This window comes from Stenotrophomonas sp. YJH_SMC_21, assembly GCF_059369555.1.
Genome location: NZ_JCAFSU010000001.1, coordinates 118,569 through 135,454 on the forward strand (window position 1 = coordinate 118,569; position 16,886 = coordinate 135,454).

At 67.3% G+C, this 16,886-nt stretch carries 12 protein-coding genes; 6 read left to right on the top strand and 6 right to left on the bottom strand.

What is annotated here, in order from left to right; translation table 11 throughout:
• Positions 1–16 precede the first annotated feature (16 nt).
• Positions 17–2,659, top strand: a complete 2,643-nt coding sequence (locus AC5P67_RS00515; RefSeq protein ID WP_495214258.1) for a hybrid sensor histidine kinase/response regulator — start codon at positions 17–19, stop codon at positions 2,657–2,659.
• A 558-nt stretch (positions 2,660–3,217) separates the two neighbouring features.
• Here the strand turns inward: AC5P67_RS00515 and AC5P67_RS00520 are convergent.
• From AC5P67_RS00520 to AC5P67_RS00535, 4 genes are read right to left on the bottom strand one after another with little or no spacing between them, the layout of a single operon-like run.
• Positions 3,218–3,868 (bottom strand): response regulator, encoded by a 651-nt coding sequence (locus AC5P67_RS00520; RefSeq protein WP_005410976.1) that lies wholly within the window; start codon positions 3,866–3,868, stop codon positions 3,218–3,220.
• 28 nt (positions 3,869–3,896) lie between these two features.
• A complete protein-coding gene (locus tag AC5P67_RS00525) occupies positions 3,897–4,952 on the bottom strand; it encodes an ABC transporter substrate-binding protein (protein WP_005414429.1) in 1,056 nt (351 codons plus the stop codon).
• The gene (locus AC5P67_RS00530; protein WP_495214259.1) at positions 4,949–6,346 is read right to left on the bottom strand and encodes a sensor histidine kinase N-terminal domain-containing protein; all 1,398 of its coding nucleotides are present in this window, start codon (positions 6,344–6,346) and stop codon (positions 4,949–4,951) included. Before AC5P67_RS00530 ends, AC5P67_RS00525 begins: the two co-directional genes overlap by 4 nt.
• The gene (locus AC5P67_RS00535) at positions 6,339–7,028 is read right to left on the bottom strand and encodes a response regulator (RefSeq protein WP_043034043.1); all 690 of its coding nucleotides are present in this window, start codon (positions 7,026–7,028) and stop codon (positions 6,339–6,341) included. Before AC5P67_RS00535 ends, AC5P67_RS00530 begins: the two co-directional genes overlap by 8 nt.
• Before the next feature lie 242 nt (positions 7,029–7,270).
• On the opposite strand from AC5P67_RS00535, the gene AC5P67_RS00540 reads away from it, so the two are divergent.
• The 5 genes from AC5P67_RS00540 to AC5P67_RS00560 all read left to right on the top strand — a co-directional run bounded on the left by AC5P67_RS00540 (position 7,271) and on the right by AC5P67_RS00560 (position 13,770).
• Positions 7,271–8,410 (top strand): OprO/OprP family phosphate-selective porin, encoded by a 1,140-nt coding sequence (locus AC5P67_RS00540; RefSeq protein ID WP_043034042.1) that lies wholly within the window; start codon positions 7,271–7,273, stop codon positions 8,408–8,410.
• A gap of 74 nt (positions 8,411–8,484) precedes the next feature.
• On the top strand, positions 8,485–9,813 hold the full coding sequence (locus AC5P67_RS00545) for a CitMHS family transporter (RefSeq protein WP_012481220.1): 1,329 nt from the start codon (positions 8,485–8,487) through the stop codon (positions 9,811–9,813).
• Between the two features lie 24 nt (positions 9,814–9,837).
• Entirely contained in the window at positions 9,838–10,578 is a 741-nt protein-coding gene (gene phbB / locus AC5P67_RS00550; protein WP_005414435.1) for an acetoacetyl-CoA reductase, read from the top strand.
• 209 nt (positions 10,579–10,787) lie between these two features.
• Positions 10,788–11,312: a hypothetical protein gene (locus AC5P67_RS00555; RefSeq protein ID WP_062605671.1), complete on the top strand. Its 525-nt coding sequence runs from the start codon at positions 10,788–10,790 to the stop codon at positions 11,310–11,312.
• Between the two features lie 160 nt (positions 11,313–11,472).
• Complete coding sequence (locus AC5P67_RS00560) at positions 11,473–13,770, top strand: TonB-dependent receptor (protein WP_049396509.1); 2,298 nt, start codon at positions 11,473–11,475, stop codon at positions 13,768–13,770.
• Between the two features lie 438 nt (positions 13,771–14,208).
• Here AC5P67_RS00560 and AC5P67_RS00565 read toward each other — a convergent pair whose 3' ends face one another.
• Both AC5P67_RS00565 and rsgA read right to left on the bottom strand, forming a co-directional pair.
• Complete coding sequence (locus AC5P67_RS00565) at positions 14,209–15,462, bottom strand: flavohemoglobin expression-modulating QEGLA motif protein (protein ID WP_005414439.1); 1,254 nt, start codon at positions 15,460–15,462, stop codon at positions 14,209–14,211.
• A gap of 206 nt (positions 15,463–15,668) precedes the next feature.
• Entirely contained in the window at positions 15,669–16,778 is a 1,110-nt protein-coding gene (gene rsgA, locus AC5P67_RS00570; protein ID WP_032965961.1) for a ribosome small subunit-dependent GTPase A, read from the bottom strand.
• Positions 16,779–16,886: the final 108 nt, after the last annotated feature.

Sequence of the window (16,886 nt, forward strand, 5' to 3'; positions counted from 1 at the left end):
TGCGTAGACTGCCGCCATGTACTGGCTCAGCCGCCACCGGATGCTGTTGCTGACCATCCTGGTGATGGTCGGAGGCACCGTGCTTTGTGCGGTCGCCGCCGGCCACTACGCCTGGCGGCGCGCCCTCGGCGAGGAAAGCAGCCAGGTGCAACGCCAGCTGCAGCTGTACGGCCAGGGCCTGCAGCAGCGCATCGACCGCTTCGGCACGTTGCCGCAGGTACTGGCGCTGGATCCGGATCTGCTGCACGCCCTGCGTGTGCCGCCCTCGCCCACCGAACAGCAGCGGCTGAACCTCAAGCTGCAACGCGCCAATGAAGTCACCCGTGCCTCGACCCTGACCCTGGTCGGCCACGACGGCGTGGCAGTGGCGGCCAGCAACTGGGACCAGCCGACCAGCAACGTCGGCGAGAACTACAGCTACCGCCCCTACTACCGGCAGGCACTGGCGCAGGGCCGCGGCCGCTTCTACGGCATCGGCATGACCACCGGCGTACCCGGCTACTACCTGTCGCAGGCCATCGAGGAAGACGGCAAGCGGCTCGGCGTGGTGGTGATCAAGGTCGAGCTGTCGGCGCTGGAACAGGAATGGTTGAGCAGCCCGGACGTGGTGCTGGCCAGCGACGACCATGACGTGGTGTTCCTGGCCAACCGTGACAGCTGGCGCTACCGCCTGCTGCGCCCGCTGGGCGCCGATGAGCGCCGCGAAATGCTGGACGCCCGCCAATACGCCGACCGCGCGTTGCAGCCATTGCGCGCGCGTACTGAAGACGTGCTTGCCGATGGTGGCCGCATGGTGCGCCTGCTCGATCCCACACTGCCGCAGCCGATGCTGTGGCAAAGCCTGCCGCTGCCCGCCGAAGGCTGGAACCTGCATCTGCTGCACGACGCCAGCGCCGCCACCACCGCCGGTCGCGCAGCCGCCCTCACCGGAGGTGCCGCGTGGCTGGCGCTGGGCTTCCTGGTGCTGTTCGTGCAGCAGCGCCGACGCCTTGCCAAGCATCGCCTGCGCAGCCGCCGCGAACTGGAAACCCTGCTCAAGCAGCACGCACAGGAACTGCGCACCGCACAGGATGGCCTGCTGCAGGCGGCCACCGACGCCGACAGCGGACTCAGCCGCAGCCTCGAACACCTGCCGCAGGGCGTGGTGGTGATCGACCGCGAACTGCGCCTGGTCGCGTGGAACTCGCGCTACCTGGAACTGTTCCGTTTCCCACAGGACCTGGTTCGCGTCGGCCGGCCGATCGAGGAACTGTTCCGCTTCAACGCACGCCGTGGCCTGCTCGGTCCGGGCCCGGTCGATGAAGCAATCGAGCGTCGCCTGAACCACCTGCGCAGCGGCCGCCCGCACATGCGCGAGAGCGAGAAGGACGACGGCACGGTGCTGGAGATCCGTGGCAATCCGCTGCCTGACGGCGGCTTCGTCACCAGCTATGCCGACATCACCAGCTACAAGAACGCCGCGCGCGAACTGCGCTCCCTGGCCGATGCGCTGGAACACCGCATCGCCGAGCGCACCCATGATCTGGAAGAAGCCCGCCGCGAAGCCGAGCAGGCCAACCGCTACAAGACCCGTTTCGTTGCCTCGGCCGTGCACGACCTGCTGCAGCCCCTCAACGCGGCGCGCATGTTCGTCTCGGTGCTGCGCGGCAAGCTGAGTGACCCGGCGCAGCAACAGACCAGCGACCACATCGATGCTGCATTGGCCGCGCAGGATGCGATCCTCAACAGCCTGCTGGATATCGCGCGCCTGGAATCGGGCAGCCTGCCCACGCGCGTACAGGCGTTCCGGCTCGGGCCTTTGCTGCAGACGCTGGCACGCGAGTTCGGCATCGCCGCGCAGTCACGTGGGCTGGTGGTCGACTGGGTCGATACCGCTGCGGTGGTGGTCAGCGATGAAGCGCTGCTGCGCCGCATCCTGCAGAACTTCCTGTCCAACGCACTGCGCTACAGCGAACGTGGCCGCGTGCTGCTCGGCTGCCGTCGCCGCGAAGGCCTGCTGTGGATCGAAGTTCACGACCAGGGCCCCGGCATTCCCGATGCGCTGCAGGGCGAGATCTTCGAGGAGTTCCGCCGCCTGCACGACGGCCAGCAGCGCGGCGCCGGCCTTGGCCTGGCGATCGTCGACCGCATCGGTCGGCTGCTCGGCCACCCGATCCGCCTGCGCTCGCAGCTGGGCCAGGGCAGCGTGTTCGCGGTGGGCGTGCCGTTCGGCGAAGCCAGCGCGATTCCCGCTACTGCTCCTGTGCCGGTGCTGGTGCAGGAACCGGCCGCGGACAACCCGCTGCGCGGTCGCCGGGTGTGGGTGATCGACGACGATCCGCACGTCTGCGCCGCCAGCCGCGCGCTGCTGGAGCGCTGGGGCTGCGAGGTGGCGCTGGCCGACGGCCCGCAGGCGGCGCTGCAGCTGGCGGCAACAGGCGCGGTGCCGGAGCTGGTGCTGCTGGATGTGCGCATGGGCGATCACCACGGGCCGGTGCTGTACGAGACGCTGGCCGAGTTGTGGCAGGCCCGTCCGCCGGTGGTGCTGGTCACCGCCGAGCGCGATGCGGGATTGCGTGAGATGGCCGCCGAGCGCGGTTGGGGAATGATGGCCAAGCCGGTGAAGCCGCCGGCGCTGCGGGCGTTGATGAGCCAGTTGTTGATCCGCCATCGCGGGTAGTTCCCAGCCAACGGCGCAGCCCCTCGTGGGTGGTCGCACAAAGCAGTTCATCGGTGGGGCCGGGCAGATGGGCTGCACAGGGGCCGCTGCAAGTACGTCCCTGTAAGCTCGGTCGCCGCATCCATGCGGCTCACGCCCCTGTGCAGCCCATCTGCCCGGCCACGGACACGTTCCGTGCGCGTCCACCCTCGGAGAAGAAAAAAGATCAAAAGCGGGTCGCGCGCTGCGCTTGCTCGTGTAGAGCCGAGCCCATGCTCGGCTTCACGGACCGGCCAGAAAGCAGCCTAGCGTGGGCTCGGTTCTACGAAAAATGGCCTGCCAGGCTGCCTTTGCTTTTGATCTTCTTTTCTCTTCCGTGGGTGACAGGCCACCGAAATCTGTCAGAGGCCGGTCGGGTTGGGTGCGCGGGGGTGTCAGCCGCATGGATGCGGCTGCCAAGCCTCCAGGGACGGATTCACGGCGTCCCCCGCGCACCCAACCCGACCGGCCCGCTCGCAGCTTCTGCTTTCAGCGACCAACCCAAACCCACCCACGAGGGGCTGCGCCGTTGGCTGGAAACTACAACCCGATGCCGGCGTCGCCCTCAGGCTCCAGCGCCTTCACCAGTACCGCTGCCTGTGTGCGGCTGTGGCATTCGAGCTTCTTCAGGATCGCGGTGACATGCACCTTCACCGTGTTCTCGGCCAACCCCAGCGTATAGGCGATCTGCTTGTTGAGCAGGCCATCGGCCAGGCACAGCAGCACGCGGAACTGCTGCGGGGTCAGCTGGGCCAGGCGGCTGGCCAGCAGTGCGTCGGCCTCGGAGCGTTCGGCGGCCATCGCCGGGAACCACAGGCCACCATCGAGCACCGCCTGCACCGCCTCGCCGATGGTCTCGGCCGGAGCAGACTTTGGAATGAAACCAGCCGCGCCGAACTGCTGGGCACGACGGATCACCCGCGGGTGGTCGTTGGACGAGAGGATCACCACCGGAATGTCCGGATGCGAGCCGCGCACGTGCAGCAGCGCGGAGAAACCGTGCGCGCCGGGCATGGTCAGGTCCAGCAGCACCAGGTCCACATCCGGGTGGGCATCCAGCGCTTCGGCCAGGGCATCGGCACTGGCCACCTCGCGCACCTGCGCCAGCGGCAGGCTCTGCCGCAATGACTGCACCACCGCCGAACGCAGCAGCGGGTGGTCATCGGCGATCAGGATGGTGTATTCGCTCATGCCGCCATTGTACGGGCAGGCCGGAGCCTCAGCGCCCCGCCGGCTCCACGCTGCTGCGCCAGGCATCCAGGAACTGGCGGCGCTTGAGCGCGTCCAGGTACACCAGCAGGCCCGGGCCGAGCTGGATCGGGCGGCGGCTGCGGCCGGGCGCATCGTCACCACGTGCGTTGCCGGTCACGATCGGCATCAGGCGTGCCTCGCGCGACAGCACCTGCTGGCCACGCGGTGACAACAGGTAGTCGAGGAAGCGCCGGGCTTCTTCCGGGTGTGGGCCGGTACGTGGAATCACCGCGGTACGCAGCACCACCAGCGTGTAGTCCTCGGGCTCCACGATCGCCAGCGGCGCACCCGCGTCGATGCGCGCCTGCGCGTAGGAGCCGAGTACGTTGTAGACCAGCGACAGCTGTCCGCTGGCGACCTTGTCCAGCAGCACGCCGGTGCGCTCCTCGCGCACCACGTCGTTGTCGCCCAGCGCGCCCAGCAACGCGCCGGCGATGCTGCCACGCTGTGCATCCTGGGTAGACAACAGGTAGCCGACGCTGCTGCGCTCGATGTCATAGGTACCGACCCTGCCGCGCAGCGGTGCCCCCTCCGCGCGCAACCGGTCCAGCAGTTGCCGACGCGTGTGCGGCACCTTCGCAGCCGGCAGTGCGCGGGTGTTGTAGACCATCACCACCGGCTCGTAGCTGATGCCGAAGGCCTCGTTGCGCCACTGCGCCCAGGCCGGTAGCGCAGCGGTCTGCGCCGAACGATGCGGCAGCGCGTGGCCGTCGTTGACCAGCTTGGTCTGCAGGTCCATGCCGCTGGAGATCAGCAGGTCCGGCGATGCCGGTCCGCCGCGGTCGTGCAGGTACCGCGCGTACAGGTCCTGGGTGATGATGTCCTCGTACACCACCTCAGTGCCGGGGTGCAGCCGCTGGTAGTCGGCAATCACTACCGCGAACACTTCGATGTCGGTGGTGCCGTGGATGCGCAGCTGCGCAGTGGCCTTTGCCTGGGCCGGGAAGCGGCGCACGTCGCCCGGTGCTGCAAGCACCGGCAGGGCCAGCAGCAAGGCAACAGCAGCAGCAAACAGGCGGATCATGGACTGCTCCGGGGCAGGCGGATGGTGGCGACCAGCCCACCCTGTGGGCGATTGCTGAGGTCGATGCGACCGCCATGGCTGTCGACCACGCGCTTGACGATGGCCAGGCCCAGCCCGGCGCCGCCGGACGGCGCGCCTTCGCCACGGGCGAAGCGCTCGAACACGCGTTCGGCATCGGCGGCGGCAATGCCGGCACCGTGGTCGGCGATGGTCAGCACGGCCTGCCCGCCTTCCACGGTCAACGCGATCTGCAACGGGCCGTCACCGCCGTACTTGAGGGCGTTGTCGACCAGGTTCTTGATCGCCTCGCGCAGCAGCAGTGCATCACCATGCACCTGCACCTGCACCGGCTCGGCAGTCATCGCCAGCTGCACGCGCGGTGCCGGTCCGGCCTGCGGCAGCGCCTCATGCAGGGCCTGGTGCACGGTCTCGGCCAGGTCCACCGCTGCAAAGCGCTGCAGATGCGAGCGATGGATCACGCTGGCATCGCTGAGCAGCTGGTTCAGCAACCGGCTCATGTGGGTGGCATTGCGTTCGATCGCCTGCAGGCTGCGCCGCATGTCCTCGGGGTCGTCGTCATCCAGCGCCAGCTGTGCCTGCGCGCGCAGGGCAGCCAACGGCGTACGCATCTGGTGCGCGGCCTCGGCCATGAACGCGCGCAAGGTCTCGTTGCTGCTGGACAGTCGTTCCATGAAGCGGTTCAACGCCGCCACCATCTGGTCCATCTCGCGCGGCACGCGCGCATCCAGCGGTTTCAGATCGGACGGCTCGCGGCGCGACAGCTCGCGTTCCACCCGCACCAATGGCCGGAACGCGCGATGCACGCCAAAGGCCACCAGCGCCAGCAGCAGCCCGGACAGCACACCGATCGCCAGCAATGCACGGTTGACCATGTCCTGCGCAACCGCTTCACGTGCACGCCGGGTCTGGCCGACCTGCACCTGCACCTCGCCCTGCGCCGACGCGGCGGCGAAACTGCGGCCGACGACCACGAAGCGCACGGTCTCGCCGCTGTACGCCGCATCAAACAGCTGCGGTTGCGGGCCGGGCCGGCGCGGTGGCGCCGGCAGGTCGCCGTAGCCGGTGATCAGGTTGCCGCGACTGTCGGCGACCCGATAGAACACACGGTCTTCCGGAGCCATCGCCAGCAGGTCCAGCGCGGCATAGGGAAGATCGACCTGCCATTGGCCATCGACCAGGGCCACCGAATCGGCAATGGACAACGCCGAGGACACCAGCAGGTGATCGTAGGAACGGTTGGCGGCGCGCTGGCCATAGCCGCGCGCGGCAAACAGCAGGGCCACCGCGAACACCGCCAGCAACGCGCCGAGATAGAGCAGCAACGTGCGCCGCAGCGAGCCCGGTGCGGCATTCGCGGTACGCGCGTCAGCCATCGGCGTCGGCGCTGCCGTCACTGGCTTCCAGCAGGTAGCCAACGCCGCGCACCGTGGTGATGCGCAGCGGTGCGCCTGCCAGCTTCTTTCTCAGGCGACCCACATACAGTTCGATGGCATTCGGACCGGCTTCGTCGTCGAAGCCGAACAGGCCGTTGCCGATTTCGTCCTTGCCGACCACCTGGCCAATGCGCCCGACCAGGATTTCCAGCAACCGATATTCGCGGTTGGGCAGTTCGATCGGTTCACCGTTGAGGCTGACCCGGTGCGCGGCGTTATCGAACTGGAAGCCGCCGATCTGCACCACTTCGCTGGCCTGGCCACGCGCACGCCGCAGCAGCACGCGGCAGCGTGCTTCGAACTCGCGGAAATCGAACGGTTTGCCCAGGTAGTCGTCGGCGCCGACATCCAGCGCCTGCACGCGGTCTTCGATGCCATCGCGCGCGGTCAACATCAGTACCGGCGTGCTGTCGCCGCGCTCGCGCATGCCGGCCAGCACGCGCAGGCCATCGAGCTTGGGCAGGCCGATATCCAGCACCACCAGGTCGAAGCTCTGGTAGCGCAGTACGCTGGCCGCCGCCAGGCCATCGGCCTGCCAGTCCACGGCATGCCCACTGCGGCGCATGCGGCGGATGATCGCATCGGCCAGGTCCGGGTTGTCTTCGACCAGCAGCAGGCGCATGGGCACGGGGATGGGAGGGGAAACGAATGCTACCGCATGCCGCTGCCGCGCTCGCCGGGCCCCGCCCGGAGGCAGCAGCGGGCCGCTTTACGCTGCACCGCACAATCCGTTGACAGGACGATGACAGCTTGCCCGACCCAGACTGCGGCCGCGCACCGTCCGGTGCCCACGATTGCCGCGCGCCTGGCGCGCACCTGGGAGGGTTTGTGGAATTCACGTTTGCCTGGCGGCGCCCTGCCGCCATGATGGCGCTGGCTGCCCTGTCGGCGCCGGCCATTGCCGCCGAAGACGACCGTCCGGTCACCGCCACCCTCGGTGGTCGCCTGCACCTGGACTTCGCCACCTTCGACAACGACAACCGGGGCACCCCGAACAAGGACGACACCGAAATCCGCCGTGCGTGGGTTGACGTGTCCGGCAAGTTCTTCGTGGTCGACTACAAGCTGGAAGCCGATTTCTCCGGCGACCGCGTCGAGGCCAAGGACGTGTACCTGGCACGCAGCTTCGGTAAGGCCGGCAAGCTGACCGTCGGCCAGTTCAAGCAGTACTTCTCGCTGGATGACCGTACCAGCTCCAACTACGGCAGCTTCCTGGAGCGCGGCAACGCCGGCACCACGCTGGCGCCGCTGTACCGCCTGGGTGCGTCCTGGCAGGCCAACCCCGGTGACTTCACCTGGGCGGTCAGCCTCTACAGCCTGGAGAGCATCGACGCCTGGCAGGTGAAGGGTCGCGCTGCCGGTGGCCGCGTCACCTGGGCGCCCTCGCCCAGCGATGGCGACGTGCTGCACCTGGGCCTGTCGCTGGCCCGCGAGGCCTACGACAACCCCGGCGCCAACGGCGTGCCCGGCCTGCGCATCCGCCCGCGCCCGGCCGGCCATCTGTCCGACAACAGCCGCCTGACCCTGGTCGACTTCTCCGCCGGCCGCGATACCGACGTCAACAAGTGGTCGCTGGAATACGCGCAGGTGCGCGGCCCGCTGTCGTGGCAGGGCGAGTTCAGTGGCGCAACCTTCGACGACGGCGCGCAGCGCGGCGATGTAATGGCGGCCTACGGCATGCTCAGCTGGTTCGTCACCGGCGAAAGTCGTGCCTACGACCGCAAGACCGGTCGATTCGCGCGGGTGAAGGACATCCGGCACAAGGCCGGTGCCTTCGAAGTGGCGCTGCGCTACGACCAGATGTGGGGCGCGCAGCATCTCGACGGTGCGCCGGACCTGCGTCGCGGCAGTACCGAAGCCTGGACGCTGGGTGGCAACTGGTACCTGCGCGACAACCTGCGCTTCATGCTCAACGTGATCGAAAGCCGTAACCGTGATCGCCTGGCCGGGGTGACGGTGGACCGCACGCGCGCGGTCACCGGCCGCCTGCAGTACGACTTCTAGGCCCGACATTCCGGGCATTCCGCCCGGGCCCCTTCCACTCCCCACGTCCTGTTTTCGCAAGGAGTCCGCAGATGATGCTGAGCATCCTCGGCTTTGGCATGGTCATTACGTTCATGTACTTGATCATGAGCAAGCGCCTGTCGCCGCTCGTCGCCCTGATCACCATTCCCATCCTGTTCGCGCTGATCGGTGGCTTCGGTGCCGGCATCGACGAGATGATGCTGGAGGGCATCAAGAAGATCGCGCCGACCGGCGTGATGCTGATGTTCGCCATCCTCTACTTCGGGGTGATGATCGACGCCGGCCTGTTCGATCCGCTGGTGCGGGTGATCCTGCGTTTCGTCAAGGGCGACCCGATGAAGATCGTGCTTGGCACTGCAGTGCTGGCGATGCTGATCTCGCTCGATGGCGATGGCTCGACCACCTACATGATCACCGTCTCGGCGATGCTGCCGCTGTACCAGCGGCTGGGCATGAACGCGCTGAACATGACCTGCGTGACCATCCTCGCCGGCGGCGTGATGAACCTGACCCCGTGGGGCGGCCCGACCGCACGCGCGGCCACCGCGCTGCACGTGGACCCGGCCGACGTGTTCGTGCCGCTGATCCCGTCGATGGTGATCGCCTGTGCCGGCGTGCTGCTGCTGGCCTGGTACCTGGGCCTGAAGGAACGCCGTCGCCTCGGCGTGGTGACCCTGCCCAAGGGCGGCAGCTGGATGGACAACAGCGTGTCCGATGACAGCAATCCGCTGCCGACCGTGGAAGACGCCGAAGACATCAAGCGCCCGAAGCTGCTGTGGGTGAACCTGGCCCTGACCGTGGCGCTGATGACCGCGCTGATCATCGGCGTGCTGCCGATGCCGGTGCTGTTCATGGTCGGCTTCGCCATCGCCCTGGTGATCAACTACCCGAACCTGGCCGAGCAGCGCCGTCGCGTGGTCAACCATGCCGGCAACGTGCTGTCGGTGGTGTCGCTGATCTTCGCCGCGGGCATCTTCACCGGCATCCTCAACAACACCGGCATGGTCGAAGCGATGTCGCACAGCTTCCTGGCCGTCATTCCGGAATCGTGGGGCCCGTACCTGGCGGTGATCACCGCGGTGGCATCGATGCCGTTCACCTTCTTCATGTCCAACGACGCGTTCTACTTCGGCGTGCTGCCGATCCTGTCCGAGGCCGCTGGCAACTACGGCATCACCCCGGTGGAAATGGCGCGCGCCTCGCTGGCCGGCCAGCCGGTGCACCTGCTCAGCCCGCTGGTGCCGTCCACCTACCTGCTGGTGGGCCTGGCCAAGGTCGAATTCGCCGACCACCAGAAGTTCACCCTGAAGTGGGCCATCGCCATCTCGATGCTGCTGATGGTCGGCAGCCTGCTGTTCGGCCTGTATCCCCTCGCCGCCTGACCCTTTGCCAAGGAGCCTTCTGCAATGACGCTTCGAATCGCTTACGTCACCAGTGGAATGGGCAGTGTCGGCACTGCCATCTGCCAGAGCCTGGCCCGCAGCGGCCACACCGTGGTTGCCGGCTGCGCGCCGAACTCGCCGCGCAAGGCCAACTGGCTGCGCGAGCAGCGCGAACAGGGCTTCGACTTCATCGCCTCCGAAGGCAACGCGACCGACTGGGCCTCGACCAGCGCGGCGTTCGCCAAGGTGCGCGCCGAAGTCGGTGAAGTGGACGTGCTGGTCAACAACTCCGGCGGCAGCCGCGACCTGCTGTTCCGGCAGATGACGGTGGAGGACTGGAACGCGGTGATCGCGTCCAACCTCAACGCGCTGTTCAACCTGACCAAGCAGGTGGTGGACGGCATGGCCACGCGGGGCTGGGGCCGCATCATCAACATCGGTTCGGTCAGTGCCCACAAGGGACAGATCGGCCAGGTGAACTACGCCACCGCCAAGGCCGCGATGCATGGCTTCAGCCGTGCGCTGGCTGCCGAAGTTGCGTCGCGCGGGGTCACCGTCAACACGCTGTCGCCGGGCTACATCGCCAGCCAGGCGATCAGCAGCTTCCCGCCGGATGTGCTGGACCGGCTGGCTGCCTCGGTACCAGTGCGCCGCCTGGGCCGCCCCGAGGAAGTGGCCGGCCTGTGCGCGTGGCTGGCGTCGGATGAAGCCTCGTATGTGACCGGTGCCGACTACGCGGTCAACGGTGGTCTGTACATGGGTTGAGCCCGTCTCCACGCAAGGCGTGGACCTCCTCCCCCACGGAGTGCGCGGGGCCGGTGAACCTTCGCTTGCGAGGGGGATGCGGCCCCTTTTTTTGCTTCTGCATATTCGGGACGCATTGCCCGATACATCGGCAGAACCGGTGCTATACCTGCCAACGCTCGCTGAGCCCGATGGACGAACGGCCGGAATCGCGGATCAAGGAGGTAGGCATGCGTGCATTGCTGATTGCGCTTCTTGTGGTCGCCAGCTCACCACTGGCGGCCACGCCACCCGCTGCCACTGCGGAAGAGGCGGGTGCAACCTGGCGGCTCGTGGAGCGCTGGTCCTTGCAGCTGTCACGCTCTGACCTTGTCGCGCAGCTATCACCCCTGGCTCCGGCCGGCTCGCGTTCGGAAGCAAGAATGGGCCGGGGCGACAGCGCCACCATCGATCTGGCGCCATTCGTGGTCGCTGGGAGGATCAAGGGGCCCTCTGGCCAGATCTACACCGACGCGTCCGGGCGAATCATCAAAGGCATTACGCTGCGGCTGAGCGGCGCCTGCATCTCGCGAAAGCAGATGGGTCGTCGCTACCCCGACTTCAATGTCCTTTCCGTGCCGTCAGGGCATAGCCTGGACGAGTCGACGGTGTTCGGCACAGTAGTGAACGGCATCCAGATCGGGTTCTCATTCTCCGAACATGACCGCGACTGCATGGACCAGCTCAAATTGAGCTGGCCTGGGGAGCGCTTCTGATTCCCACCGGCCTACCACCATGACGAACATGTTGCAGGACACGCACCACTGCCCTGCACCGTTCGTTGGTTTTCCGTAAAGAAGGTTTCATGTTCCGTTCGCATAGTGGCCATGCACCGCGCACGCGTGCCGGTGACCACCCCCAATGCAACGGACCACCATGCAGACCCGACACCTGACGATCGCCGTGGCGATCGCGCTCTCCGCCGCCACCAGCGCCCATGCCGCCACCGCCGCCGATACCGGCGCCAGCACCGATGCCGCGCTGAGCGCGCAGACGCTGGATACCGTCTCCGTGATCGGCCAGGGCGAGACCCGCCAGGTGCAGCGCATCACCACCGTCGACAAGCAGGTGCTGCCGCCGGGCACCAGCGGCCAGAAGATCCTCGACCGCCTGCCGGGCGTGTCGGTGCAGTCCAACGACGCCTTCGGTGCCAACGAGGAATCGCAGACCATCAGCCTGCGTGGCTTCGACAAGAGCCGCCTCGGCTACACGCTGGACGGTATCCCGCTGGGCGACAACAGCTACGGCAACTACAACGGCCTGAGCATCGCCCGCGCGATCATCGCCGAGAACCTGGCCGGTGCCGAGCTGTCGCAGGGCATCGGTTCGCTGGGCGTGGCCTCGACCAGCAACCTGGGCGGCACCATCCAGTACTTCTCGATGGACCCGTCCACCGAATTCGGTGGCCGCGCCAGCGTCACCGTCGGCGACAACAGCCAGCGCCGTGGCTACCTGCGCGTGGATACCGGTGACATCAACGGCTTCTCGGCCTATGTGTCCGGCGTGCACCAGGACCAGGACATGTGGGCCGCGCCCTACCAGAACCAGACCACCCGCCAGTTCAACGCCAAGGCAGTGTGGAATGTCGGCGACCACCGTTTCGGGGCGTTCGTGGCCACCTCGCGCGCCAGCCAGGCCAACTACGCCTACCTGTCCAAGGACATGCTGGCGCGTGGCCTGGGCTGGGATTGGAACATCTACGCGCCGGACTGGGATCGCGCCGTGGCCGCTGCGTACTGCGCGCCGGGCACCTACAACAAGGCGCGCTGCAAGTTCAGCGGCGGCGTCAACAGCATCGACGATGCCTACTACCAGAGCCGCGCATTGCGCGACGACAATCTCTATTCGGTCGATGCCGACCTTCGCCTGGGCGAGCAGGGCCGCCTGAAGCTGCTGGCCTATCACCACGACAACCGTGGTCAGGGCCACTGGTGGGCACCGGGCCAGCCATCCTACCCGGGCACCGACAGGATGCTGCCGATCTCGATCCGCAGCACCAACTACACGATCAACCGCGATGGCCTGACCGCCGCATTGTCGTGGACGGTGGGCATCCACGAACTGGAAGCCGGCCTGTGGTACGAGCAGAACGACCACAACGTCTCGCGCAACTTCTACTACATCAGTGGCCCGTTCCTGGACGACCTGTACCTGAAGAACCCGGACCGCCTGCTGTTCAACCAGGACTTCGACATCCGCACGCGCCAGTTCTACGTACAGGACCGCATGCGCTTCCTGGACCAGCGCCTGACCGTGGATGTGGGCATCAAGAGCCCGAACACCCGCATGCGTGCCACCGCCCAGCCGGGCGTGGAAACCAGCATCGCCTCGGGCACGCTGACCGCCAAGGAATCGGTGCTGCCGCAGGTGGGCCTGGGCTTCAAGCTCAACGCCAACAACGAGCTGTTCGCCTCGTACGCCGAAAACATCGCCGCCTTCGTCGGCGGTGGCAGCGGCGGCCCGCTGCAGGTGTCGCCGGAATCGTTCGCGGCCAGCGCCGGCCTGGAGCCGGAGAAGTCCAAGAGCCTGGAAGCCGGCTTCCGTACCTTCGGCGAGAAGTACCAGGCGTCGATCGCGGGTTACAACGTGAAGTTCGACAACCGCCTGCTGTCGTTGAACCCGTGCTCGAGCATCGAAGTCGGCACGCGTCCGGAGTGCGTGACGCGCTTCATCAACGTCGGTTCGGTGAAGAGCTACGGCGCGGAACTGACCTTCATCCTCAAGCCGATCGACGGCCTGCAGTGGTACAACGCGCTGTCCTGGAACAAGACCACCTACGAGGATGACTACACCTCGGGCGGCGCCATCGTTCCGGTGGCCGGCAAGATCACGGTGGATACGCCGCAGCGCATGGCCTCCAGTGAGATCAGCTGGAACCGCGATGGCTTCTTCGCCAGCCTGCGTGCCAAGTACACCGGCAAGCGCTACTACACCTACACCAACGACCAGTCGGTGCCGGGCGTGACCACCTTCGACGCCGGTGCGGGCTACGATTTCGGCCCGGGCCTGGGCCTGCGCAACGTGCGGGTGTCGTTGAACGCGACCAACCTGACCAACAAGCGCTATGCCGGCCAACTGAGCTCGTTCGCGCCGACCGATCCGAAGGGCACGCGCTATGCGATCCATGCGAGCGCACCGCGTCAGTTGTTCATGACGGTGGCGGCGGAGTTCTAAGTCGAAAGCGTTGCTCCGCAGCGTCTTGATTATCATCGCGGGGCAGAGCCGGATGGGCCGGCGCAGGACACGCCGTAAACCCATCCATGGGGGCTCGATGGCGCCATCCATGGCGCCAACGGTCCTGCGCCGGCCCATCCGACCCTGCTCGACGGCTTCCCGCGCCACGGTGCGGAAGGCAAAGAAGAGCAGAAGCAAAGAGCCGGGCATTGCCCGGCTCTTTGCTTTTCAAGCGCAATCCCTTCGGCGCGATGATGTGCTGCCGCCCGCGCGGGAAACTGTCTGGCGGCGGTGGGGCACCCTGGCCAGGACCGTGAGGCGCATGGATGCGCCGATCGAGCCCCCATGGATGGGTTTACGGCGTGTCCTGGCCAGGGTGCCCCACCGCCGCCCAGCGACATCAATCGAGGCGCCAGCGCATCATCCCGCCAACGCATTTCATTCCGGCGCCAGCTGGTCCATCCGTATCCGGTTGGCAAACAGCGAGAACGCCAGCATCCCGGCCAGGCCGTTCGCCCGGCTCACCCAGTGCGGCAGCCAGCGCGGCGGCTTCAGCACCCCCGCCTCGAACAACGGCGCGAACGCGATCGCATCGGTCAGGCTCATCTTGCCGGCGAACAACCAGCGGCAGACCTGCAGGCGGTCCTCGGCCAGCATGTGGCGGAAGAAGGTGTGCACCGACACCAGGCCGCGCAGGTACACCGTGTCCTTGGTGAAGGCCAGGCCGCCATTCGGCGGCACGCCGCGGAACACGCGCTGTGCCGAGGCGAAGCTCTCCTCCGCATTCTGCCCGGCGTCGCAGAAATAGCGGAACACTTCGATGAAATCGGCGCCTTCGCGTGCCATCGCAATCGCTTCGGTACGCAGGCTGATGCGCTTCAGGCGCTCGATGTCGATGCTGCCAGTGATCTGCTCGGCGAACGTGGCCAGGCCTTCCTGTGTCGCGGTCACCCGCGGCGAAGACAATGCCAGGCTCGGCAGCACCGGCTGTTCGCGGCCATTCAATGCGGTCAGCGAATGCACCAGCGCTTCGTGGTGGAACAGCTGCGCGCGGTCGTAGGCACTGAAGCGGGCACTGGTGCGCAGTCGGATGCGGGTCGGGCCGGCAGCCGCCTTGGACACCAGTTCCGGGTCGAGCTGCACCTGGATGATGCGCGATTCGAAGAAGGCATCCAGGTCGTTCTGCAGCTGCAGCTGCAGGGCGATGGCCGACACTGGCACCTGCTCTTCCGGCGCCAGCAGTTCGTGGTCCAGTTCGGCGGCAATCTGGATGAAGTGGCGCGCTGCTTCGCGCGTGCTCGGGCCATTGCCCGGCAGCGGCTGCTCGGGTGCGCCGAACAGCTGCACCGAACAGGTATCGACCGCGGCGGTGCCCAGCCCTTCCAGCAGCTGCGCGGCCAGGTCCCAGCTCTGCGCCGACTGCCGCACGTAGTGGCCCAGTGGGTGGCTGTCGTCGCAGTCGGCGGCGATCGCGGCCAGCGCGCGACGTTCTTCGCTGAAGTCCAGCCGTGGGTAATCCACCTTCGGCAGCACCGGCTGACCACGTGCCACGCTATCCAGGAACGGTGCCTGCACCGTTGCCGGCCAACTGGTCAGGCCCAGCAGGCGGATGCCTCCCACGGCCTCGACCAGGCGCGCATCGAGCGCTGCATGGTGGGCCACGTCACGGTCCAGCGTCGCAGTCGGTTCCATGCGCGGACTATAGCGCCCTGCCCTTGCTTTGGTAGGTGCCAACGTTGGTTGGCGTCCGCCGACGGTGGGCTTCGGACACACCCGTGCCAACCAGGGTTGGCACCTGTCAGGAGCGGGCAGTTGGCATCTGCCCGAAGCAGGCAGAGGCGGGTTCATTGGGGTCAGCGCCCATTGCGGTGCAATGGGATCCGCCCCCGCGGTACCGATCAGCGCCTACGCGGCTTGCCGGCCGGGCGGAACTGCTGGCCCTTGCCCTTCTTGCCGCCACGCTCCTGCGCGGTCTCGGCCTGGCGGACCGCCAGCTTGGCGGCGGCGGCGGCCACTTCTTCCTTCAGCTTGAAGTAGTTGAGCAGCCGGCTCTCTTCGATCTCACCTGCGTCGATCGCTGCGCGTACGGCACAGCCCGGTTCCTGCTGGTGCTTGCAGTCGTTGAAACGGCACTGTGCGGCCAGCGCTTCGATATCGGCGAAGCCGCCTTCGGACAGCGTCTCTTCACCGGTCGGCTTCAGCTCGCGCATGCCGGGGGTGTCGATCAGGCAGGCGCCGGTCGGCAGCGGCATCAGTGCGCGGTGCGTGGTGGTGTGGCGTCCGCGCGAATCGTTGGCGCGCACCGCGTTGGTCTTCATCCGCTGCTCGCCCAGCAGGGTGTTGGTCAGCGTCGATTTGCCGGCACCGGACGAGCCCACCAGCACCACCGTGCGGCCCGGGCCCAGCCACGGTTGCAGCACCGCCACGCTGTCGGCATCCAGGCCATTGATCGCATGCAGCGCGATACCCTGCATCTCCAGCTCTTCCAGCACCGCCAGCGCGTCTTCGCTGTACTCGGTCTGGTCAGCCTTGGTCAGCACTACCACCGGTTCGGCACCGCCACCGCCGACCAGCAGCAGGTAGCGCTCGATGCGGCGCGGATTGAAGTCGGCATCCAGGCCGCAGACGATGAACACCGTGTCGATATTGGCCGCGATCACCTGCTGGTGGTAGTGCTCGCCGGCGGCGCCTCGCTTGATCGCGGTGCGGCGTGGCAGCAGGGCGACGATGCGGATGCCATCGAGCAGCACCCAGTCACCCACCGCCGGCCGTTCATGGCTGGGGAAGCGCGGGCGCTGCCATTCCGGCAGCGACTCGGCCTTGATCGACGCATCCGGGCCATCGGCCACCACGTAGTGGGTGCGGTGCTGTTCGATCACCCGTGCCGGGCGGGCCTGCGGATGTGCGGCCATTGCGGCCTGCCAGTCGGCCTGCTGCGCCGGGCCCGGCCAGGGCCAGCCAATGGTCTGCAGGGCGATGAAATCGGGGGTCTGGGTCATCGCCGCCATTCTACCTGTGCCGGCGCCCTGCCAGCCCAGCAATGACGGGCCCGGCGCCCTTGCCATGCATTGCAGCAATTCCGGTAGGATGGAAGCCCCATGCCTTTTGACGGCCCA

What these genes read in the sequence shown, in the direction of transcription:
- AC5P67_RS00515 (WP_495214258.1), top strand. Translation starts at nt 17, where the DNA reads ATGTACTGGCTCAGCCGCCACCGGATGCTGTTGCTGACCATCCTGGTG.
- AC5P67_RS00520 (WP_005410976.1), bottom strand. Translation starts at nt 3,868, where the DNA reads ATGAGCGAATACACCATCCTGATCGCCGATGACCACCCGCTGCTGCGT.
- AC5P67_RS00525 (WP_005414429.1), bottom strand. Translation starts at nt 4,952, where the DNA reads ATGATCCGCCTGTTTGCTGCTGCTGTTGCCTTGCTGCTGGCCCTGCCG.
- AC5P67_RS00530 (WP_495214259.1), bottom strand. Translation starts at nt 6,346, where the DNA reads ATGGCTGACGCGCGTACCGCGAATGCCGCACCGGGCTCGCTGCGGCGC.
- AC5P67_RS00535 (WP_043034043.1), bottom strand. Translation starts at nt 7,028, where the DNA reads ATGCGCCTGCTGCTGGTCGAAGACAACCCGGACCTGGCCGATGCGATC.
- AC5P67_RS00540 (WP_043034042.1), top strand. Translation starts at nt 7,271, where the DNA reads ATGATGGCGCTGGCTGCCCTGTCGGCGCCGGCCATTGCCGCCGAAGAC.
- AC5P67_RS00545 (WP_012481220.1), top strand. Translation starts at nt 8,485, where the DNA reads ATGCTGAGCATCCTCGGCTTTGGCATGGTCATTACGTTCATGTACTTG.
- phbB (WP_005414435.1), top strand. Translation starts at nt 9,838, where the DNA reads ATGACGCTTCGAATCGCTTACGTCACCAGTGGAATGGGCAGTGTCGGC.
- AC5P67_RS00555 (WP_062605671.1), top strand. Translation starts at nt 10,788, where the DNA reads ATGCGTGCATTGCTGATTGCGCTTCTTGTGGTCGCCAGCTCACCACTG.
- AC5P67_RS00560 (WP_049396509.1), top strand. Translation starts at nt 11,473, where the DNA reads ATGCAGACCCGACACCTGACGATCGCCGTGGCGATCGCGCTCTCCGCC.
- AC5P67_RS00565 (WP_005414439.1), bottom strand. Translation starts at nt 15,462, where the DNA reads ATGGAACCGACTGCGACGCTGGACCGTGACGTGGCCCACCATGCAGCG.
- rsgA (WP_032965961.1), bottom strand. Translation starts at nt 16,778, where the DNA reads ATGGCGGCGATGACCCAGACCCCCGATTTCATCGCCCTGCAGACCATT.